Genomic DNA, 19,547 nt, shown 5'->3' on the forward strand with positions numbered 1-19,547 from the left:
CAAATCGCTTATATTGGCGCCACCATGACCGTTTCGCTTGATCTTACCGCCGAAGGCGCTCGTGACGCCTTGCGCCGCGCAACACCGGCCGAGAAGCCGTCGCTGATCGGCCTGACCCGCGCCGAGCTCGGTGAAGCTCTCATCAATGCCGGCATCGTGCCGGAGCGTCATGCCAAGATGCGCGCCCAGCAGCTCTGGCACTGGATGTATGTGCGCGGCGTTTCCGACTTCGCGCATATGTTCAACATCTCCAAGGACCTGCGCGCCGAGCTCGACAAGCATTTCACCGTCGCGCGGCCGGAAATCGTCGAGGAGCAGATCTCTTCCGACGGCACGCGCAAATGGCTGTTCCGCTTTCCGCCGCGCGGCGCCGGCCGTCCCGTCGAGATCGAGACCGTCTACATTCCCGAGGAAGGCCGCGGCACGCTCTGCATTTCCTCGCAGGTCGGCTGCACGCTCACCTGCTCCTTCTGCCACACCGGCACGCAGAAGCTGGTGCGCAACCTCACCGCCGAGGAGATCCTGGCGCAGCTGCTCACCGCGCGCGACCGGCTCGGCGACTTCCCCGACCGCGACACGCCGGACGGCGCCATCGTGCCGGCCGAGGGCCGCAAGGTTTCCAACATCGTCATGATGGGCATGGGCGAGCCGCTCTATAATTTCGAGGCGGTGAAGAAGGCGCTGCTGATCGCGTCCGACGGCGACGGGCTTTCCTTGTCAAAAAGACGCATCACCCTGTCGACCTCGGGCGTGGTGCCGGAGATCGCCCGCACCGGCGAGGAGATCGGCGTCATGTTGGCGATCTCGCTGCACGCCACCAATGACGACCTGCGCGACCTGCTCGTGCCGATCAACAAGAAGTTCCCGCTGAAAGACCTGATCGCCGCCTGCAAGGCCTATCCGGGCCTTTCCAACGCCAAGCGCATCACCTTCGAATATGTGATGCTGAAGGACGTCAACGATTCCCTCGACGACGCCAAGGCGCTGATCAAGCTGCTCAGGGGCATTCCGGCCAAGATCAACCTGATCCCGTTCAATCCCTGGCCCGGCACCAACTATCAGTGCTCGGACTGGGAGACGATCGAGAAGTTCGCCGACTACATCAACAATGCCGGCTATGCCTCGCCGATCCGCACCCCGCGCGGCCGCGACATCCTCGCCGCCTGCGGCCAGCTCAAGTCGGAGTCGGAGCGCATGCGCAAGGTCGACCGGCTGGCGCTCGAAGCCATGATGATCGCGGGACACGGCGAGGCGTGAGGCGCATCATCGCCTACCTCATCCGCTTTGCCGCCATCCTGGTCGGCTATGTCGTCGCCTCGCTGGCGGCGAGCGCCTTCCTCAACGTCCTGGTCCTGGCGCATCTGGGCTACACGCCGGCCGATCCGGAGCCGACAGCCACCGCATCGCTCTATTTCTCGGTGCCTTTCGTGGCGCTGTTCGTCGCCTATTTCGCCTTCATGCCGGCGGCGGTCGTCATTTTGATCGCCGAGGTGCTTGGCCGCCGCGACTGGCTGTTCTACGCGCTCGGCGGTGCCGTCATCGCCATCGTCTTTCTCGGCTTCGTGCACAATCTCGGCGATGCGAATTTCGACATCACCGAAACCAATGCCAGGCTGGCCGTGATCGGCGCCGGCATGGTCGGCGGCATCTTCTACTGGCTCTCAGCCGGTCGCTGGGCCGGAAGCTGGCGCCGCGCACCCTTGCTCGACGCGCAGCCGTGAGCCCTACTTCGCCTGTGCGGTCAGGATCTTGAGCGCGAAGGCAGAGAACACGCCGGCGAACAGATAGTCGACCACGCGCGTGACGCGCGGGCTTGCCTTCATCGCCGCCGAGAACTTTTCCGCCGCCAGCACCATCGGCACCGTCACCGGGATCGACAGCACGATGAACATCATGCCGAGGAAGAACAGCTTTCCGGACGCGTTCGGATCGTGCGCGGAGACGAATTGCGGCAGGAAGGTCATGAAGAACAGGATGATCTTGGGGTTGAGCAGGTTGACGCCGAGCCCGGCCGCCCAGCTGCGGAACAGGGAGACTTGCGGCCCGGTCCTCTTCTCCGGCGAGAAGGCCGAACCCTTCGTCACCGCCTGCCAGGCCAGGAACACCAGATAGCCGGCGCCAAAAATCTTCAGGACGAAGAAGGCCATCGGCGAGGCGACGATCAGCGCCGAGATGCCGACCACCACCAGCGTGGTGTGGATCAGCGTGCCGGTGAGCGCACCCGCCATCGAGGCAAAGCCGGTGGCGCGGCCCTGGCTCAGCGTGCGCGAGACGAACAGCGTCATGTCCGGCCCCGGCGTGATCGCCAGGATGACGGTGGCGATGGCGAACTGGATGAGCGTCGAAGTGTCGGGAATAAAGGACATGCGCGCGGCCCTGGGAGAGATCGCGCAGCCTATAACGCGACCATTTTTGCTCCGCCAGCGTCTGCCCGGGCAAACATCTGGCCCAGCCTGTGCTGGAGCCAGGCCTCTGTTCGTCTCTTGCGCCGCCCGGAAAGGCCGTGATACCTCGCCCCGCGAAGCTCTTTCCCGCGGAACCGCCAAAAATGTCCAAGATCAAGAACGTCAAGAAAGTCGTGCTCGCCTATTCCGGCGGCCTCGACACCTCCATCATCCTGAAATGGCTGCAGACCGAGCTCGGCGCCGAAGTCGTCACCTTCACCGCCGATCTCGGCCAGGGCGGCGAGCTGGAGCCGGCCCGTAAGAAGGCCGAGATGATGGGCATCAAGGACATCCGCATCGTCGATGTGCGCGAGGAATTCGTCGCCGACTTCGTCTTCCCGATGTTCCGCGCCAACACCGTCTATGAAGGCACCTACCTGCTCGGCACCTCGATCGCCCGGCCGCTGATCTCCAAGCACTTGGTCGAGATCGCGAAAGAGACCGGCGCCGACGCGATCGCCCATGGCGCCACCGGCAAGGGCAACGACCAGGTCCGCTTCGAATTGTCCGCCTATGCGCTCAACCCCGACATCAAGGTCATCGCGCCCTGGCGCGACTGGACGTTCAAGTCGCGCACCGATCTGATCAACTTCGCCGAGCAGCACCAGATCCCGGTCGCGAAGGACAAGCGCGGCGAAGCGCCCTTCTCGGTCGACGCCAATCTTCTGCACTCCTCTTCCGAGGGCAAGGTGCTGGAGGATCCGTGGAGCGAGCCGCCGGAATTCGTGCATCAGCGCACCGTTTCGCCGATGGACGCGCCCGATGCCGTCACCGAGATCGAGATCGAATTCCTCAAGGGCGACCCGGTCGCGCTCAACGGCAAGAAGTTGTCGCCGGCCACCATGCTGGCGGCGCTCAACGACCTCGGCCGCGACAACGGCATCGGTCGCCTCGATCTGGTCGAGAACCGCTTCGTCGGCATGAAGTCGCGCGGCGTCTACGAGACGCCCGGCGGCACCATCCTGATCGCCGCCCATCGCGCCATCGAATCGATCACGCTCGACCGCGGCGCCGCCCACCTCAAGGACGAGTTCATGCCGCGCTACGCCGAACTCATCTATAACGGCTTCTGGTTCTCGCCCGAGCGCCTCATGCTGCAGGCGATGATCGACAAGAGCCAGGAAGACGTCGAAGGCACGGTGCGGCTGAAGCTCTACAAGGGCAATGTCATGGTCACCGGCCGCAAGTCGAAGAAGACGCTTTATTCCGATGCGCTGGTCACCTTCGAGGACGACCGCGGCGCCTACGACCAGAAGGACGCCGAGGGATTCATTCGCCTTAATGGCCTGCGGCTGCGGACGCTGGCGGCAAGGAACCGTCGCTGAAGCTGCTAATCTCCCCCCTTGCGGGGGAGATGCCCGGCAGGGCAGAGGGGGGTGTGAAGGATCGCTGCCTCTCTGATTTGCAGCTGGGCGCCAGCGTGAAAATGGTGAGGATTGCCGGACAGGCTGGAGGGACAGCACCCCCCTCTGTCCTGCCGGACATCTCCCCCGCAAGGGGGGAGATTGGCCATCATCCCGGCTTTCGCCAATCTCCAAGTCCAACAAAAAAGCCCGGCGCATGGCCGGGCTGTTCTGCTCAACAGAGATTCAAAGATCAATCCGCGTCGATCGCCTCGGCGATGCGGGCGATGGCCTGCTGGTAGACGCTTGCCGAATTCCAGCCGGCGATTGCGCCCATATTGGCCTCATAGCTCGCGCCGGCGTGCCAGCCATGGCCCTTGAGGTAGTTGGCGGTGGAAGCCAGCGCCGTGTTGCGGTCGCGCAGGTTACCGCTGCCGACGCCGTATTTCAGCACGTTGCCGGGTAGGAACTGGGTGTGGCCGATCTCGCCATGCATGGCGCCGACCGAGGCGGCGCTGAGCGCGCCGCGATCGACCAGCTTGAGCGCCGCGATGGCGTGCGGGGTGAAATAATCCGGGCGGCGGCAGTCATAGGCGAGCGTCAGGATGGCCGACACCGTGTTCTGGTTGCCCATCGAGGCGCCGAAGCCGGTCTCCATGCCCCAGATGGCCAGCAGCACGCCCGGCGGCACGCCGTACGTCCGCTCGATATTGGCGAACATCGCCGCGTTCGCCTTCTTCAGCGCACGGCCTCTCGAGATGATGGCGGAAGCGCCGCGGCGCTTCATAAACGCCTCAACGGAGCCGCTGAAAGCCTTGTGGATGGCACGGTCGGCCGAAATCGTCCTTGTCGCGTAGGTCGCTCCGGCCAGCGCCGAAAGGCCCCTTTGGCCGACGCCGTTGGCCTTGGCCTCGGCGGCAAAGTCCTGCTTCCAGGCGTCGAAGCCGGCGCCGTTCTTGCCGCAGCTGGCCGCGGCCTCGGCGCCTGTCGCCAGCCCAAACATCGCCACCACCGCCGCGGTGGCCACGAAAATCCTTCCCTTGGCAAAAAATGCCATATCCGTCTCCTGGTTGCCTTGAATCACGTCCCGGTTGCGAATTTGCCAGCGAAACGCCTGATTGTCACCGCCCCCGCCGGGGACGTGACACCCGACACTGGCGAAAGAAGGGCAATTTGCCTACGATCAGCCATCAGGTGTGGCGGGCTTGCCTCATGAAAGACGTTGACGTCGTGATCATTGGCGCCGGTTCCGCGGGGCTTGCCGCGGCCAAGACGCTTCGAGCGGCCGGACTTTCCTTCCTTCTTCTCGAGGCGATGGACCGCATCGGCGGCCGCGCCTGGACCAGCGACCGCCATTTCGGCGTGCCCTTCGACATTGGCTCCGCCTGGCTGCACGCGGCAGACCGCAATCCTTATTTTCCGGAAGCCCAGGCGGCCGGCTGGACGCTGCATCACCACGACATGAATGTCGACCACCTCTATTACCGCAAGCGCAAGGCGGGCGAGGAGGAAGAGGCCGAGATGAAGGCGGCCGATGCCAAGCTGTTCGAATTGCTCGCCAATCACCAGGTCGAGGAAGGCGACGACGACCGGCTGTCGGCGCTGCTCGCCAAGGGCCAGGCGCCGCGCGCGGCCGCCACCTTCGCCGGTCCGATGGATTTCGGCGCCGACAAGGACGAGATCTCGATCCGTGACTTCCAGGCGGCGGCCGACCTCGACCCCAATTATTTCAGCAAGGAAGGGTTCGGCGCGCTGGTCGCGCGCTTCGGCTTCGATGTGCCGGTCGAGCTGTCGACGCCGGTGCGCAAGATCCTCTGGGATGTACCGGGCGTCGCCTGCGTCACCGACCGCGGCACGGTGCGCGCGAAGGCGGTGATCGTCACCGCCTCGCCGGCCGTGCTCGCCTTCGAGGAGATCGAGTTCTCGCCGGCGCTGCCCGACGCGCATTTCGGCGCCTTCTTCGACCTGCCCATGGGCATGCTGACCAAGTTGCCGGTGGAGATCAAGGCCACGCGGCTCGGTCTTGAACCTTTCGACGACCTTCTGATCGAACGCATGGCCAGGCACGACATCTATTTCCTCTGCTTCCCCTTCGATCTCGACCTGATGGTCGGTTTCGTCGGCGGCGACTTCGCCTGGGAGATGTCGGCCGCCGGCGAGGCGGCCGGGGTCGATTTCGTCGTCGACCGCCTGTGCGGCATCTTCGGCGGCGACGTGAGGAAGCATGTCGGCCGCGCCATGATGACGAACTGGGGTGCGGAGCGCTTTGTGCGCGGCGCCTATGCCGCGGCGCGCCCTGGCCGTTCGGAGGCGCGCGCGACGCTGATGCAGCCGGTGGCGGAAAAGATCTTCTTCGCCGGCGAGCATGTCGCCGGCCCGCTGATCCAGACCTGCGGCGGCGCCAGGCTTTCGGGCGAAAGCGTGGCGCGGCAGGTCATTGCCCAGCTCGCTACGAAATAGCTTCGGAACGCCGGAGGCCCGGCGGACGTTTCGACGAGGCTTCCACCTCTTCCGCATGTTGAAAACAAGATGAAGCTGTTCGACTGTCCAAACTGCGGCCACCGCCTTTATTTCGAGAACGCCCAGTGTCTGAACTGTTCCAGCCTGGTGCTCTACGACCCGTACGAAGCACGTTTCCTGCTGGCGGGTGCGAGCGGCGTTGCCGCATGTGGCAATGCCGATGAATGCGCCTGCAACTGGCGTGCCGAGGCTGGCCGGACTTTCTGCCGCGCCTGCGCCCTCAACCAGGTCATTCCCGACCTTTCCATCGACGGCAACCGTCGGCGCTGGATCCGGGTCGAAGCAGCGAAGAAGCGGGCCGTCTATTCACTGCTCGCCTTTGGCCTGCCGGTCGTTCCCAAGGCCGACGCCAAGGATGAGATCGGCCTTGCCTTCGACCTCCTCGCCGACCCGATCGGCGCCGGTCCGGGCGGAGAGCGCATCCTGACCGGCCATGACAACGGCTTGATCACCCTCAATGTTGCCGAGGCCGATTCCGCCGAACGCGAAAGACGGCGCGTCGAGATGGGCGAGAACTATCGCACCTTGCTCGGCCATTTCCGTCACGAGCTCGGCCATTATTATTGGGATCGGCTGATCCGTGGCGATCCCGCTCGGCTTTCAGTCTTCCGCGCGCTCTTCGGCGACGAGCAGGCCGATTATGAGCAGGCCCTGAAGGCATACTACGCCAATGGCGCGCCGCCGGACTGGCAGCAACGCCACATCTCCGCCTATGCCGCATCCCATCCCTGGGAGGACTGGGCCGAGACCTGGGCGCATCATCTCCACATCGCCGACACGCTGGAAATGGTCCATGCGCTGAATTTTCCGCTGGGCCGGCTGGAGACCGTGGATGCCGACGCCATCCCGCGCGGCGACACTGGTGGCCGTCTGCACCCGGCGCCCGCCGATCCCGACCTGGATCCGGAGCCATTTGAAAGGATCCTGGCCCGCTGGCTGGTATTGTCGGAGGCATCCAACTCGATCAACCGCTGCATGGGTCTGCCGGATCTTTACCCCTTCGTGATTTCCGAGGTGGCGGCGCGCAAACTCGCATTCGTGCACGAGCTTTTGACAGGCGCGCCGAAAAAGGCCTGGAACAATTCGTGAGCGGGCGCAAAGCACTTTAGCCGGAACGCATAAGCCTTTGTTTCGTTTCCGATCCCGAGGGAGCGTTGAAAACGGAGAGAAGAACCATGACACGCGTGTTGTTTCCGGCTCTGGCCGGTGCGCTGCTCACAATCTCGGGCGCAGCTTTCGCCGACACTCCCGTACAGGCGGTGACCGACTTGAACGTTCGCGCTGGCCCCGGGCCGCAATATCCGGTTATCGGCGTGCTGGCGGCAGGGCAGTCGGCCACGCTTAACGGCTGCATCGAAGGCAGCAAATGGTGCACGATCGCCGAAGCTGACGGCAAGGGCTGGGTCTATTCCGACTATGTGACGGGCGATTTCGGCGGCAGCCGCGTCGTCGTGACCCGCCGCCCGGCCAATGCCGAGATCGCCGTCGTCGCCCCGCCGACCGACAACATCTACACGACCGATACCTACACCGGCGCCATCGTTTCCAACGACGACGCCATCGAGTCGATCGGCAGGCCGCCGGCCGAGGTCGGCACCTATGTCGCCACGCACCGGGTCGATCCGGTCTATCTCGACGGCGAGGTGGTGACCGGCGCCACTCTGCCCGACACGGTCGAGCTGCGTGAAATCCCCGATTATCGGTACCGCTACGTCTATGTGAACAACCAGCCGGCGCTGGTCGATCCGGGCACGCGGCGCATCGTCTATGTGATGCGCTGATCGGCCTGATCGCTGTCAGATAACGGCCGCCATCGCTGGCGGCCGTTTTTTGATCCTGCGCGCGGCAACTCCGCGTGGACGGTAATTGCGCGGTAACTGCCGATCTCCTAGACCCATGTGGCGAAAGCCTTCGGCAGGGGAGCCGCGTGACGATCGACAATGCCGCCTTCGAGCGCTATCGCCGCTCGCCGAACGAAAAGACCAATTTGCTGCGCCTGTTCTTCGGGACGGCGATCGTCATCGCCTTCTGGATGGCGATGACGGCTCTGGTGCTGTTTGCCGGCACCTATGTCTACATTGTCTGGCGTCTCCCCGGCCCCTCGACCGGGCGCTACATGCAGGACTTCCTGGCATCGCCCACCGGCATCCTGAGCGCCCTGACCTCCTTTGCCGGCATCTGGATCGGCCTGTGGGTGGCAATGCGCTTCGTCCATGGCGAGCCGCTGTCGGCCCTGTTCGGCGTCAGCCGCCGCGTCGCGGGCGGCGATTTCCTCAAGGGCCTGGCCGCGGTGCTGATCACGTCCTTATTCTCCGAGGTCCTGCTCTATTGGCTGCAGCCGGAGATCGCGCGCGGACCGATCGCGTTCTCGTCCTGGCTGCTCTTTCTTATCCCGATCGTGCTGCTCGCCTTCCTGCAGACCTCGTCGGAGGAGATGCTGTTTCGCGGCTATCTGCTGCGCGGCCTCGCCTACCGCTTCAGCAGCCCGCTGGTCTGGGCGCTGCTGCCCGGGCTGCTGTTCGCGTCGCTGCACTGGAATTCGGCCTCGACACTTGCCATCAATGCCTGCGTGCTGGTCTCGATCGGCACCTTTGCCCTGCTGCTCACGCTCCTGGTCTATGTCACCGGCAATCTCGGCGCCGGTTTCGGCGCTCATCTCGGCAACAATCTGACCGGCTTCCTGCTGATCTCGCACCAGGAGGGCTACAATGGCTTCGCGCTGCTTAATGCCAAGCCCCTCGAAGGCCCCGGCTGGACCGGGCTGGACGCCGTTCTCATCGCCGCGATCGGTATCGTCAGCACGCTTTTGACGATACTGCTGCTTTTGCACCGCCGCTCGCCGCTCAGGGTCGGGACGATCAAGCAAAGCCTGGGCTGAGTTATCGACAATAGCGGCGTTTTGGCTCGGATTCCGGCATTGTTTTTTGATGCATGCCGTTGCCGCAAAACCGCTTCGCACTTTTGCGCGAGATGCATCAGCCTTGACTCCGCGGCCAATTTCCTGTCTAGAGCCGCTGAATTCCGCGACGAGTTTTCTTTCGCGAAAGCCGACCAGGACGCCGAAGCCTCTTTGAGGCAGGTGCTGTAAAGAGATCCTGGAGGCCAACACCCGGCAGCGCGATGCGCCCCCGGGTGCTTTTTGGCTTTGCGCTTTTGCTTGGCGACCCGGCGCGAACGCACTACCTCTCGGTCGAAACCCACCGAGATCAAGGACCGCAGATGTTTGAATCCCTCCAGGAGCGTCTTGGCTCCATCCTGAACGGCCTGACTGGCCGCGGCGCGCTGTCCGAGGCGGATGTCTCGGCGGCTTTGCGCGAGGTGCGCCGGGCGCTGCTCGAGGCCGACGTCGCGCTGGAAGTGGTTCGCTCCTTCACCGACAAGGTGCGCGAGAAGGCGGTCGGCGCCGCGGTGCTGAAGTCGATCAAGCCCGGACAGATGGTCGTCAAGATCGTCCATGACGAGCTGGTCGAGATGCTCGGCGCCGAGGGCGTGGCCGTCGACCTCAACGCGCCGGCGCCCGTCGTCGTCATGATGGTCGGCCTGCAGGGCTCCGGCAAGACGACGACCTCGGCCAAGATCGCCAAGCGCCTGACCGAGCGGCAGAACAAGAAGGTCCTGATGGCCTCGCTCGACACGCGGCGGCCCGCAGCACAAGAGCAGCTGCGCCAGCTCGGCGAGCAGACCAAGGTCGCTACCCTGCCGATCATCGCCGGCCAGAGCCCGGTCGATATCGCCAAGCGCGCCGTGCAGGCCGCCAGGCTTGGCGGCCATGACGTCGTCATCCTCGACACCGCCGGCCGCACCCATATCGACGAGCCGCTGATGGTCGAGATGGCCGACATCAAGAAGGTGTCGAGCCCGCACGAGATCCTGCTGGTCGCCGACTCGCTGACCGGCCAGGACGCCGTCAACCTTGCCAAGAGCTTCGACGAACGCGTCGGCATCACCGGCCTGGTGCTGACCCGCATGGACGGCGACGGCCGCGGCGGCGCGGCCCTTTCGATGCGCGCCGTGACCGGCAAGCCGATCAAGCTGATCGGCACCGGCGAAAAGATGGACGGGCTGGAGGAATTCCACCCCAAGCGCATCGCCGACCGCATCCTCGGCATGGGCGACATCGTCTCGCTCGTCGAGAAGGCCGCCGAGACCATCGACGCCGAGCAGGCGGCGGCGATGGCCAAGAAGATGCAGTCGGGCAAGTTCGACCTGAACGACCTCGCCCAGCAGCTTCAGCAGATGTCGAAAATGGGCGGCATGGGCGGCATCATGGGCATGATTCCCGGCATGGGCAAGATGAAGGACCAGCTCGCCGCCGCCGGCCTCGACGACAAGATGTTCGGCCGCCAGCTCGCCATCATCTCCTCGATGACCAAGGCCGAGCGCGCCAACCCCGATATGCTCAAACACTCGCGCAAGAAGCGCATCGCCGCCGGCTCCGGCACCGACGCGGCCGAGATCAACAAGCTGTTGAAGATGCACCGCGGCATGGCCGACATGATGAAGGCGATGGGCGGCAAGGGCAAAGGCGGCGGCCTCATGCGCGGCATGATGGGCGGCCTCGCCTCGAAAATGGGCCTTGGCGGCATGATGCCGGGCGGCGGCATGCCCGATCTTTCCAGGATGGATCCCAAGCAGCTCGAGGCCCTGCAGAAGCAGGCGCAGGCCGCCGGTCTCGGCAAAGGCATGCCGGGCGGACTTCCCGGTGGCGGCGGACTGCCGGGCCTGCCCGGCGGCATGAAGCTTCCGGGTCTTCCGGGCCTCGGCGCCGGCGGGCTGCCCGGCCTTGGGAAAAAGAAGTGAGGGGGCGATGAACGAGGAGAAAGACATGGCCGACGCACGCGCCATCCTGGCTGGCTACCGCGCTTCGATCGACAACATCGACGCCGCCCTCATCCATATGCTGGCCGAGCGCTTCCGCTGCACCAAGGCCGTCGGCGTTCTGAAGGCCGAGCATGGCCTGCCGCCCGCCGACCCCGCGCGTGAGCAGCAGCAGATCGCCCGCCTTCGCCAACTGGCGAAGGATGCGCATCTCGACCCGGATTTCGCGGAGAAATTCCTCAACTTCGTCGTCCGCGAAGTGATCCGGCACCACGAACAGATCGCCGCTGCCAACGGCGTGACGAAAACCGGCTGAAACCCAGCTGAAAACTCATCAACGAAATCAGAGCTTTTAGGAGAAAACAATGGCACTGAAGATCAGACTGGCCCGTGCGGGCTCGAAGAAGCGTCCCTACTACCACGTCGTCGTCGCCGACGCCCGTTCGCCGCGCGACGGCCGGTTCATCGAGTCGCTCGGCTCGTGGAACCCGCTGCTGCCGAAGGACGGCGAGCGCGTCAAGGTCGACGCCGATCGCATCAAGCATTGGCTGTCGCATGGCGCCCAGCCGACCGACCGCGTGCTGCGCTTCCTCGACGAGGCCGGCCTTGCCAAGCGCGAGACCCGCTCGAACCCGAACAAGGCCCTGCCCGGCAAGAAGGCGCAGGAACGCGCCGCCCTTTTGAAGAAGGCCCAGGAAGACGCGGCCGCTGCCGCCGCCGCGGCGACCGCCGCGCCGGCCGAGGCTGAAGCCGCCACCGCCGAGTAATCACGGCTTTTTCGTTAACGAGAACGGCGGGCCCATGCCCGCCGTTTTTTATTCGATTGTCCGGTCCGATGCCTCAATAGCCGGACGGGCAGCGCGCCACATAAACGCGTCCGTAGCGGTCGCGGTAGCGGCACTGGCCGGCTTCGCTGGCATGACCGATCAGCGCGCCGGCCACTGCGCCAACAGCGCCGCCGACCACCGCGCCTTGCACCGGATCGCCTGCCACCGCGGCACCGACCGCCGCACCGCCCAGGCCGCCGATCGCAGCACCCTTTTCTGTTTGCGAGCAGGCGCCAAGGGCCACCGTCAGCACCAGGATGGTAATTGCTTTCTTCATTGCTGTTCCTCTCTCAAGCGCCGTCCTCGCCGCCATGCCCTAAACTCACGAACAGCTGAATTGATCCCGCAGATGATGAAGATTGGCCGGCTACGCGCCGGCCGGATTTACGGCACTGAGCGCCAACGCATTGAAACTTCGTGGTTTTCACCGCTCGGTGAGGCGCTTCAGATTGCCGAGCCCGGCCTCGAAATCCTTGCCGATCAGCGTGTCGAAATTCATGAACAGGCCCATCAGCTTGGCAATGAAAGGCCTTGCGCCGCGCATTGCCCAGGTGACCGTGGTGCCCTCGCCGGACGGCGAAAGCGAGAAGTCGACACTGTTGTTGGCCCTGAACGGCTTTTCGAAATCGAGTTTGAGCGAAACCAGCGAGGACGGCACCGAGTTGACGATTTCCATGCGCCCCTTGCCGGCCTTGGAATTGCCCTCCCAGGCATAGGCCGCGCCCTTGCCGCTTTCGGCGCCGGACAGCGTGCGCTTCATCTTCGGATCGAGCTTTTCGTAGGGCGACCATTCGGGCCAGCGCCGAAAATCGTCGATCAGCGGGAAGATCGTCTCGGCAGGCGCCTTGATGCTGGCCGAGCGGGTGACGACGAAATCGTTCGGCCGGGTCGCGGCATAGACCAGCACGGCGGCGATGATGACGGCCAGGATGATGAGGATGGTGGCAAACATCTCTTCTCCTCCCTATCGTGAAAACGGGATCAGCGCGCGCACTCTTGCGTCGCGCAGATAGAGCCCGCCCCACAGGATAATGCCGAGATAGACGCCGAACAGCGTGTGCGAGAACAGCGGGTTGCCAATCCGCACATGCGTCGAAATCGCGCCGCCCATATAGGCGGTGAGCAGGATGGCGCCGAGCACCGACGTGCGTGGCCATGCGTAGAGCGCGGTCGAGACCAGGCCGATGACGCCCAGCATGCGCGCCACATTCGGATCGGCCGGCCAGCCGAGCTGCGCCATCGTTTGCGTGACGATGTCGAGCGGCGGCAGCTTGATGGCGCCGTCGAAGATCATGAACAGGACGATGACGCCGCTGAGCGCGCGCCCGGCCCACAAAGCGCCTTTTGAAGCAGGCGCGGCTTCGGAAATGCTCATGGATATTCCCTCCTGATGGTTTCGAATGCCGGCCATTTGCCGGGTTCGATCCAAGGACGAAGGAACATGCCGCGATCCTACACGCCTTCGTCATACTCGGGCTTGACCCGAGCCGTGACGTCGAACGAAGAATGCAGCGCTCTAGAATGAAGCTCCAGCCAGGCGATCTTAACTTCTGGGTCTGCGCCGCGTCGCTTCGCTCCTTGCTCCGCCCTAGAATGACGAAGAGAACACAGCGCTTTCGACCAGTCTCCGAGGGCAGAGCCCTCGTGGGTCGACCTCCTAAGAGAAATAGAACTTGTCGGCCGCGATCATCTTCGGCGGCGTCTCGTCCAGCGCCTCGAACACGGAGATCTCGCAGACGCGGCAAAGGCCGTCGAGCGCCAGGTCGTTGGCCTCGATGCCGAACGGGTCCTCGAGCTCTTCCGACAGCGCGTCGAGGCCGAAGAACGTATAGGCGATCAGCGCCGTGAACAGCGGCGTCGCCCAACCCGTGGTCGAGACCAGGCCGATCGGCAAGAGCAGGCAGACGACATAGGCCGTGCGGTGCACCAGCAGCGTATAGGCGAAGGGCAAGGGCGTGCCGGCGATCCGCTCGCAGCCGGCCTGGATGGCGGCGATCGCGGCCAGCCTTTCATCGAGGATGCGGAAGCCGATCGGGTCGAGCGCGCCCGCCTCGCGCCGCGCATTGGCGCGCCGGCCCATGCGGCGGACCATGTCGTCGGCCGGATTGGTGCGGGCGGCGGCCTTGTCGACCTCGTCGCCGATGAAGGCGCGGGCGTCCTTTATGCTGTCGATTTTGCGCAGTTGCCCGCGCAGCAGGTGGCAGAAGGCAAGCGCCTCCATCAGAAGAGCGCGCTGCTCGGCGCGGTCGCCGACCAGGCTGGTGGTGGCGCGCGCCAGGTTGCGTATCTCGAAAACCAGCGCGCCCCAGAGCTTGCGGGCCTCCCACCAGCGGTCATAGGCGGCGTTGTTCCGGAACGACAGATAGATCGAGAGCGTCACGCCGACGAGCCCGAAAGGCGCGATGCTGAAAGCGCTGAGGTCGAGATGGAACTGCCGCGCGAGCAGCAGGATGACCGCCGAATAGAGGGCGAAGCCGAAAATCTGCGGCAGGATGCGCGGCACCACCGAACCACGCATGATGAAGAACAATTGCAGGAATGTCGGGCGCGGTCGGACGATCATCGGGTTAACCTTTGCAAGCCGGCTTGGCTTTGATGTCTTATTGTGCGGTCGATGCCCGCGGCGCAACAGCAAGCGACATCGAGATGTCGTCGGCACGGCTGGACCGTCGGCCCTTGCATGTATTGAAACATACGACTGCGACTGCCAAGAGGAGGAGCGACGATGACGGGCGAGACCGAGCTGCAAAAACTGCTGGCGTCGATGACGCCGCAACTGCTTGCCGACGTCTATGTGTTCGCGACGCTGGCGCCGGACACGCCGGTCCCGGCGAGACTCGATCCCATCATGCAATTTCGCGAGCGGGAAGGCCTGACCCTGATCACGACCGAAGACGAGGCGAAGGCCGCCGGCCTTGCCGGAACGTTCCGCTGCCGGATGATCACGCTCGACATCCACTCCTCGCTGGAAGCCGTCGGCTTCCTCGCCGCCATCACGAGACGGCTCGCGGCGGCCGGCATGGGCGTCAATCCGGTCTCGGCCTTCTATCACGACCATCTCTTCGTGCCCGCCGACCGGGCCGAGGAAGCGCTGGCCATATTGCAGCGGTTGGCGGCGGAAAGCGGTGGGTGAACTCAGCGCCTGAGCGCGTAGAGGATATCAGGCAGGCCTTCCTCGTTGGTCGAGCCATCGCCGAAACCTTCGGCGCGAAAGCCGTGGCGTTCGTAGAAACGGCGGGCACCGGTGTTGGCCTGGAAGCAATGCAGCTTGATCACAGGCATCCCGGCCGTGGCCTGAGTCAGAAGCCGGGCGCCGATGCCTTGCCTGGTCCAGGCCGGATCGAGATAGAGCTGCTCGACCCATTCGCCGCTGACGGCGATGAAGCCGACGATATTTTCTCCGGCGACGGCGACGCTCACTTGCTGATTGGGCAGCAGGATGTCGCGGATGAAGAACAGGTCCTCCGCCGGCGTATGCAACACCGGCATCCAGTCGAAGGCATTGAGCGACGCGCGCATCATCCTGGCGATGGCGACGGCATCGGAGCCGATGGCCGGGCGTAGGGTGATTTCGGTCCGGTCACTCATAGGCCGGCGCTGCCCCTCATCCGCCCTTCGGGCACCTTCTCCCCGTTGAACGGGGAGAAGGAAGGGCGCCCCGGCCGAAGGCCGAGCCCGCGACTGCGGGCCGCCGGTCGTCCGGCGCCCCCGCGGAGGGCCAGCCGCGGCAGCGGCGATACGGCCCGTGAGCGAGATTAAGCCGCCTTCTTCTTCGGCTGGATGAGGCCGCGCTCGACCAGCAGCTCGGCGATCTGCACGGCGTTCAGCGCTGCGCCCTTGCGCAGATTGTCGGAGACCACCCACATCGACAGGCCGTTGTCGACGGTCGAATCCTCGCGGATGCGCGAGATGAAGGTGGCGTCCTCGCCAGCCGATTCGAGCGGCGTGATGTAGCCGCCGTTCTCGCGCTTGTCGAGCACCTGGCAGCCAGGCGCCTCGCGCAGGATCTCGCGCGCCTCATCCGCCGTGATCGGCTTCTCGAACTCGATGTTGACGGCTTCCGAATGGCCGATGAACACCGGCACGCGCACGCAGGTCGCCGTCAGCTTGATCTTTGGGTCGAGCATCTTCTTGGTTTCGGCGACCATCTTCCACTCTTCCTTGGTGAAGCCGTCATCGAGGAAGACGTCGATATGCGGGATGACATTGAAGGCGATGCGCTTGGTGAACTTCTTGACGTCGACCTGGTCGGCGACGAACACCGCGCGGGTCTGGGTGAACAGCTCATCCATGCCTTCCTTGCCGGCGCCGGAGACCGACTGGTAGGTGGCGACGACGACGCGCTTGATGGTGGCGACGTCATGCAGCGGCTTCAGCGCCACGACGAGCTGCGCGGTCGAGCAGTTCGGGTTGGCGATGATGTTCTTGCGTGTAAACAGCGAGATCGCGTCCGGGTTAACCTCCGGCACGATCAGCGGCACGTCCGGATCGTAGCGGAAGGCCGATGAATTATCGATGACGACGCAGCCCTGCTTGCCGATCTTCGGCGACCATTCCTTCGACACATTGCCGCCCGCCGACATGACGCAGATGTCGGTATCGGAAAAATCGTACTGGTCGAGTGCCTTGACCTTCAGCGTACGGTCGCCGAAGGACACTTCGGTGCCCTGGCTGCGCCGCGACGCCAGCGCCACCACTTCGCTCACCGGGAAGCCGCGTTCGTCCAGAATGTTGAGCATTTCGCGGCCCACATTGCCCGTGGCGCCGACTACCGCAACCTTGAAACTCATCTGATATCTCCTGTCCCTCTCCGCTTGGTTGTTGGAGAAACCCGCCGGCCTCATGCGGGTTCCGTCCCCGGGCCGGACCCGGGAGAGGGTGGTTAGGCCAAGGGAATCACACCGTTTTGGTGGTGGTTTTGGCCGTAGTTTTGCTGGAACGGACGGACGCGTCTAAGCGCCCAGCCCAATGCGTTACATTGTGGCTGGGGGAGTCGAATGCAAGAAGAGCCATCAAAAGGCCGCGCATTTGAAAAACGATCCCGTTCGACGCCGGCTTTTACGCGGTTTGATAGAAGAGTCAATCGGCGCAACGCTCTCCTTCTCCCCGTCACTATACGGGGAGAAGGTGCCCGAAGGGCGGATGAGGGGCGGCGCCGACTTCGACAGTTAGCTCGTCCGGAAGTGAGGCCTGAAGCCTCGCCCCTGCCTTACCTATCAGCGGTCGCGCTGCCCCTCACCTGCCTGCCGGCATCCTCTCCCCGTATAGTGACGGGGAGAGGGGCGCTCTCGCGAGCGGTTTCGCCAGCCGGCACAGCATGGTCGCGGTCCCGGTGGAGCCGATGCACTATACAAGTGAGGCCGCAAGAAGTACGAACGCCCAAATATCCTTTGGCTGGCGCAGTGCCGGCCTTGTGCTCCACGACGAGCACAGAACCCCGAATTCCGAAAGAAGAAAATGTCCAGTTTCGAAACGATCGTTCCTGCGCTGGCGGAGGCGCTGGAAAAGCGCGGTTACTCAGCGCTGACGCCGGTGCAGAAGGCGGTGCTTGGGCCGGAGCTCGGCCAGGCCGACGCGCTGGTTTCGGCGCAGACCGGCTCCGGCAAGACCGTCGCCTTCGGCCTCGCCGTGGCGCCGACCCTGCTTGGCGGTGCTGAGCGTTTCGCCGGCGCCGGCGCGCCGCTGGGGCTGGTCGTGGCGCCGACACGCGAGCTGGCGCTGCAGGTGCGGCGCGAGCTCGAATGGCTTTACGAACTGACTGGCGCGCAGATCGCCTCCTGCGTCGGCGGCATGGACATGCGCACCGAGCGGCGCGCGCTGGAACGCGGCGCCCACATCGTCGTCGGCACGCCCGGGCGGCTGCGCGACCACATCACGCGCGGCGCGCTCGACATGTCGGCGCTGAAGGCCGTGGTGCTGGACGAGGCCGACGAGATGCTCGACCTCGGTTTTCGCGAAGACCTCGAATTCATCCTCGATGCCGCACCGCCCGAGCGCCGCACGCTGATGTTTTCCGCCACCGTGCCGCGCTCCATCGCAACGCTCGCCCAGGGCTACCAGCGCGACGCGGTGCGGATCTCCGCCGGCGGCGAGGAAAAGCAGCATCTCGACATCGAATACCGAGCGCTCAGCGTTGCCCAGGCCGACCGGGAAAACGCCATCATCAACGTGCTGCGCTACTACGAGGCGCAAAACGCGCTGGTGTTCTGCAACACACGCGCGGCGGTCAACCACCTGACGGCGCGCTTCAACAACCGCAATTTCTCCGTCGTGGCGCTGTCGGGCGAGCTCAGCCAGAACGAGCGCAGCCACGCGCTGCAGGCGATGCGCGACGGCCGCGCAAAAGTCTGCATCGCAACGGATGTCGCGGCGCGCGGCATCGACCTGCCCAATCTCGAGCTGGTGGTGCATGCCGATCTGCCGACCAACCCCGAGACGCTGCTGCATCGCAGTGGTCGCACGGGCCGCGCCGGGCGCAAAGGCGTCAGCGCCCTGATCGTTCCTGGAAATGCCCGCAGGCGCACCGAGCGGCTGCTTGGCAATGCCGGCATCAAGGCGACATGGGCGAGCCCGCCCTCGGCCGACGATGTGCTGCGCCGCGACGACGAGCGCATTCTGGCCGACCCCGCGCTTGCCGAACCGATCAACGAGGAGGAGCGCTCCTTCATCGAGACGCTGCTCAACCAGCACGGCGCCGAACAAGTGGCGGCGGCCTTCGTGCGGCTTTGCCGCAGCAGCCGCTCGGCGCCTGAGGACCTGCTCGACGTCGCGTCGTTCACGCCTTCGCATGAAAGATTGGCGGGCGAGAAATTCGCGCGCCGCGACGAAACACCCAGCCGCCGTGACGATTTCGGCGACAGCGTCTGGTTCTCGCTTTCGGTCGGCCGCCGCCAGAATGCCGAGCCGCGCTGGCTGATCCCAATGCTATGCCGCACCGCCGGCATGTCCAAGCGCGAGATCGGCGCCATCAAGATGCAGCCGGAAGAGACCTTCGTGCAGATCGCCGCCGACTGGGCCGACCGATTCGTCGCCGCGATCGGCCCCGACCGCAAGCTGCAGGGCAACATCGCGGTCAGGCGGATCGACGGCACGCCGGACCTGTCGCGCGCCGGCTACCAGCCGTCGAAGCCGGACAAGAAGCCGCATCGCGGCAAGGGTGCTTTCGACCAGAAGAGCCCCAGATTCGAGAAGCGGGAGCCGGGCGAGCGACAGCCTGGCGGCGAGGCGAAATCTTGGAAGCCTGGCAAACCGAAGTTCGACAAGCCGAAATCCGACCAGTCGGCAAAGCGCAAGAAGCAGAAGAAGCGGCCAGCGTAAGATCGCGACGGAAGTTGGAAGCCGACCCGCGGCGAGCGCCGGGTAGATCGCCAACCTCGGAGATTAGCTGAAGCGTCCGAACTTCGTCATCCACGGGCGGAGCGGGAGCGAAGCGGACGCGTAGACCCGAGGATCCATTCCGTGACCTCGCGCGAAGAGTCGCAACGGTGCGGAACGAAGGCTTTTTCTGAACCGCTGCGACGCTCATAGGTCACGGAATGGCAACTGTGTTCACGCGAATGCGGTTTTGTCGCGCATGATGGCGTTGAGGACGACCA

General features: G+C 64.7%; 20 protein-coding genes. 12 read left to right on the forward strand and 8 right to left on the reverse strand.

Going from position 1 to position 19,547, the window contains the following annotated elements; genetic code table 11:
• Positions 1 to 24: 24 nt before the first annotated feature.
• On the forward strand, positions 25 to 1,257 hold the full coding sequence (gene rlmN, locus FJ414_RS29420; RefSeq protein ID WP_140647864.1) for a 23S rRNA (adenine(2503)-C(2))-methyltransferase RlmN: 1,233 nt from the start codon (positions 25 to 27) through the stop codon (positions 1,255 to 1,257).
• Positions 1,254 to 1,721 (forward strand): hypothetical protein, encoded by a 468-nt coding sequence (locus FJ414_RS29425; RefSeq protein WP_140647865.1) that lies wholly within the window; start codon positions 1,254 to 1,256, stop codon positions 1,719 to 1,721. The genes rlmN and FJ414_RS29425 overlap by 4 nt, the downstream gene beginning before the upstream one ends.
• Positions 1,722 to 1,724: 3 nt before the next feature.
• Here FJ414_RS29425 and FJ414_RS29430 read toward each other — a convergent pair whose 3' ends face one another.
• Positions 1,725 to 2,366 (reverse strand): LysE family translocator, encoded by a 642-nt coding sequence (locus tag FJ414_RS29430; protein WP_140647866.1) that lies wholly within the window; start codon positions 2,364 to 2,366, stop codon positions 1,725 to 1,727.
• Positions 2,367 to 2,548: 182 nt separating this feature from the next.
• Between FJ414_RS29430 and FJ414_RS29435 the strand changes: the two genes are divergently transcribed.
• Positions 2,549 to 3,769, forward strand: coding sequence for an argininosuccinate synthase (locus FJ414_RS29435; RefSeq protein ID WP_140647867.1), 1,221 nt, complete (start codon positions 2,549 to 2,551; stop codon positions 3,767 to 3,769).
• Positions 3,770 to 4,040: 271 nt separating this feature from the next.
• Here FJ414_RS29435 and FJ414_RS29445 read toward each other — a convergent pair whose 3' ends face one another.
• A complete protein-coding gene (locus FJ414_RS29445) occupies positions 4,041 to 4,844 on the reverse strand; it encodes a lytic transglycosylase domain-containing protein (protein ID WP_140647868.1) in 804 nt (267 codons plus the stop codon).
• Positions 4,845 to 4,999: 155 nt separating this feature from the next.
• Here FJ414_RS29445 and FJ414_RS29450 point away from each other — a divergent pair, with 155 nt between their 5' ends.
• The 7 genes from FJ414_RS29450 (at position 5,000) to rpsP (ending at position 11,892) form a co-directional block, all read left to right on the forward strand.
• Entirely contained in the window at positions 5,000 to 6,247 is a 1,248-nt protein-coding gene (locus FJ414_RS29450; protein ID WP_140647869.1) for an NAD(P)/FAD-dependent oxidoreductase, read from the forward strand.
• A 69-nt stretch (positions 6,248 to 6,316) separates the two neighbouring features.
• The gene (locus FJ414_RS29455; protein ID WP_140647870.1) at positions 6,317 to 7,396 is read left to right on the forward strand and encodes a putative zinc-binding metallopeptidase; all 1,080 of its coding nucleotides are present in this window, start codon (positions 6,317 to 6,319) and stop codon (positions 7,394 to 7,396) included.
• A gap of 86 nt (positions 7,397 to 7,482) precedes the next feature.
• A complete protein-coding gene (locus tag FJ414_RS29460) occupies positions 7,483 to 8,088 on the forward strand; it encodes a DUF1236 domain-containing protein (protein WP_140647871.1) in 606 nt (201 codons plus the stop codon).
• A gap of 146 nt (positions 8,089 to 8,234) precedes the next feature.
• Positions 8,235 to 9,185, forward strand: a complete 951-nt coding sequence (locus FJ414_RS29465) for a type II CAAX endopeptidase family protein (protein WP_140647872.1) — start codon at positions 8,235 to 8,237, stop codon at positions 9,183 to 9,185.
• Positions 9,186 to 9,526: 341 nt separating this feature from the next.
• Entirely contained in the window at positions 9,527 to 11,107 is a 1,581-nt protein-coding gene (ffh, locus tag FJ414_RS29470; protein WP_140647873.1) for a signal recognition particle protein, read from the forward strand.
• Positions 11,108 to 11,114: 7 nt separating this feature from the next.
• A complete protein-coding gene (locus FJ414_RS29475) occupies positions 11,115 to 11,441 on the forward strand; it encodes a chorismate mutase (protein ID WP_095770012.1) in 327 nt (108 codons plus the stop codon).
• 49 nt (positions 11,442 to 11,490) lie between these two features.
• Positions 11,491 to 11,892 carry a 30S ribosomal protein S16 gene (gene rpsP, locus FJ414_RS29480; protein WP_140647874.1) on the forward strand — a complete coding sequence of 134 codons (402 nt, stop codon included), beginning with the start codon at positions 11,491 to 11,493 and terminating at the stop codon, positions 11,890 to 11,892.
• Positions 11,893 to 11,965: 73 nt separating this feature from the next.
• Here rpsP and FJ414_RS29485 read toward each other — a convergent pair whose 3' ends face one another.
• The 4 genes from FJ414_RS29485 to FJ414_RS29500 all read right to left on the reverse strand — a co-directional run bounded on the left by FJ414_RS29485 (position 11,966) and on the right by FJ414_RS29500 (position 14,515).
• Positions 11,966 to 12,229, reverse strand: a complete 264-nt coding sequence (locus FJ414_RS29485) for a YMGG-like glycine zipper-containing protein (protein WP_095770014.1) — start codon at positions 12,227 to 12,229, stop codon at positions 11,966 to 11,968.
• Between the two features lie 147 nt (positions 12,230 to 12,376).
• Positions 12,377 to 12,904, reverse strand: coding sequence for an SRPBCC family protein (locus tag FJ414_RS29490; protein WP_140647875.1), 528 nt, complete (start codon positions 12,902 to 12,904; stop codon positions 12,377 to 12,379).
• Positions 12,905 to 12,916: 12 nt separating this feature from the next.
• Positions 12,917 to 13,327 (reverse strand): DoxX family protein, encoded by a 411-nt coding sequence (locus FJ414_RS29495; protein ID WP_140647876.1) that lies wholly within the window; start codon positions 13,325 to 13,327, stop codon positions 12,917 to 12,919.
• A 282-nt stretch (positions 13,328 to 13,609) separates the two neighbouring features.
• Positions 13,610 to 14,515, reverse strand: a complete 906-nt coding sequence (locus FJ414_RS29500) for a bestrophin family ion channel (protein WP_140647877.1) — start codon at positions 14,513 to 14,515, stop codon at positions 13,610 to 13,612.
• A 162-nt stretch (positions 14,516 to 14,677) separates the two neighbouring features.
• Here FJ414_RS29500 and FJ414_RS29505 point away from each other — a divergent pair, with 162 nt between their 5' ends.
• A complete protein-coding gene (locus tag FJ414_RS29505) occupies positions 14,678 to 15,085 on the forward strand; it encodes an ACT domain-containing protein (RefSeq protein WP_140647878.1) in 408 nt (135 codons plus the stop codon).
• 2 nt (positions 15,086 to 15,087) lie between these two features.
• Here the strand turns inward: FJ414_RS29505 and FJ414_RS29510 are convergent, their stop codons facing one another.
• On the reverse strand, positions 15,088 to 15,540 hold the full coding sequence (locus FJ414_RS29510; protein ID WP_140647879.1) for a GNAT family N-acetyltransferase: 453 nt from the start codon (positions 15,538 to 15,540) through the stop codon (positions 15,088 to 15,090).
• Positions 15,541 to 15,707: 167 nt separating this feature from the next.
• Positions 15,708 to 16,742, reverse strand: a complete 1,035-nt coding sequence (locus tag FJ414_RS29515; RefSeq protein ID WP_140647880.1) for an aspartate-semialdehyde dehydrogenase — start codon at positions 16,740 to 16,742, stop codon at positions 15,708 to 15,710.
• 667 nt (positions 16,743 to 17,409) lie between these two features.
• Here FJ414_RS29515 and FJ414_RS29520 point away from each other — a divergent pair.
• On the forward strand, positions 17,410 to 19,269 hold the full coding sequence (locus FJ414_RS29520) for a DEAD/DEAH box helicase (protein ID WP_140647881.1): 1,860 nt from the start codon (positions 17,410 to 17,412) through the stop codon (positions 19,267 to 19,269).
• Positions 19,270 to 19,547: the final 278 nt, after the last annotated feature.

Source organism: Mesorhizobium sp. B3-1-6 (genome assembly GCF_006439555.1).
In the GTDB taxonomy this organism is placed as follows: Bacteria; Pseudomonadota; Alphaproteobacteria; order Rhizobiales; family Rhizobiaceae; genus Mesorhizobium.

Excerpts from the sequence above, each read along its gene's own strand:
- FJ414_RS29485 (WP_095770014.1), bottom strand. The coding sequence starts at position 12,229 with ATGAAGAAAGCAATTACCATCCTGGTGCTGACGGTGGCCCTTGGCGCC.
- FJ414_RS29430 (WP_140647866.1), bottom strand. The coding sequence starts at position 2,366 with ATGTCCTTTATTCCCGACACTTCGACGCTCATCCAGTTCGCCATCGCC.
- rpsP (WP_140647874.1), top strand. The coding sequence starts at position 11,491 with ATGGCACTGAAGATCAGACTGGCCCGTGCGGGCTCGAAGAAGCGTCCC.
- FJ414_RS29450 (WP_140647869.1), top strand. The coding sequence starts at position 5,000 with ATGAAAGACGTTGACGTCGTGATCATTGGCGCCGGTTCCGCGGGGCTT.
- FJ414_RS29475 (WP_095770012.1), top strand. The coding sequence starts at position 11,115 with ATGAACGAGGAGAAAGACATGGCCGACGCACGCGCCATCCTGGCTGGC.
- FJ414_RS29455 (WP_140647870.1), top strand. The coding sequence starts at position 6,317 with ATGAAGCTGTTCGACTGTCCAAACTGCGGCCACCGCCTTTATTTCGAG.
- FJ414_RS29495 (WP_140647876.1), bottom strand. The coding sequence starts at position 13,327 with ATGAGCATTTCCGAAGCCGCGCCTGCTTCAAAAGGCGCTTTGTGGGCC.
- FJ414_RS29445 (WP_140647868.1), bottom strand. The coding sequence starts at position 4,844 with ATGGCATTTTTTGCCAAGGGAAGGATTTTCGTGGCCACCGCGGCGGTG.
- FJ414_RS29520 (WP_140647881.1), top strand. The coding sequence starts at position 17,410 with ATGTCCAGTTTCGAAACGATCGTTCCTGCGCTGGCGGAGGCGCTGGAA.
- rlmN (WP_140647864.1), top strand. The coding sequence starts at position 25 with ATGACCGTTTCGCTTGATCTTACCGCCGAAGGCGCTCGTGACGCCTTG.
- FJ414_RS29510 (WP_140647879.1), bottom strand. The coding sequence starts at position 15,540 with ATGAGTGACCGGACCGAAATCACCCTACGCCCGGCCATCGGCTCCGAT.
- FJ414_RS29515 (WP_140647880.1), bottom strand. The coding sequence starts at position 16,742 with ATGAGTTTCAAGGTTGCGGTAGTCGGCGCCACGGGCAATGTGGGCCGC.
- FJ414_RS29490 (WP_140647875.1), bottom strand. The coding sequence starts at position 12,904 with ATGTTTGCCACCATCCTCATCATCCTGGCCGTCATCATCGCCGCCGTG.
- FJ414_RS29505 (WP_140647878.1), top strand. The coding sequence starts at position 14,678 with ATGACGGGCGAGACCGAGCTGCAAAAACTGCTGGCGTCGATGACGCCG.
- ffh (WP_140647873.1), top strand. The coding sequence starts at position 9,527 with ATGTTTGAATCCCTCCAGGAGCGTCTTGGCTCCATCCTGAACGGCCTG.
- FJ414_RS29500 (WP_140647877.1), bottom strand. The coding sequence starts at position 14,515 with ATGATCGTCCGACCGCGCCCGACATTCCTGCAATTGTTCTTCATCATG.
- FJ414_RS29435 (WP_140647867.1), top strand. The coding sequence starts at position 2,549 with ATGTCCAAGATCAAGAACGTCAAGAAAGTCGTGCTCGCCTATTCCGGC.
- FJ414_RS29460 (WP_140647871.1), top strand. The coding sequence starts at position 7,483 with ATGACACGCGTGTTGTTTCCGGCTCTGGCCGGTGCGCTGCTCACAATC.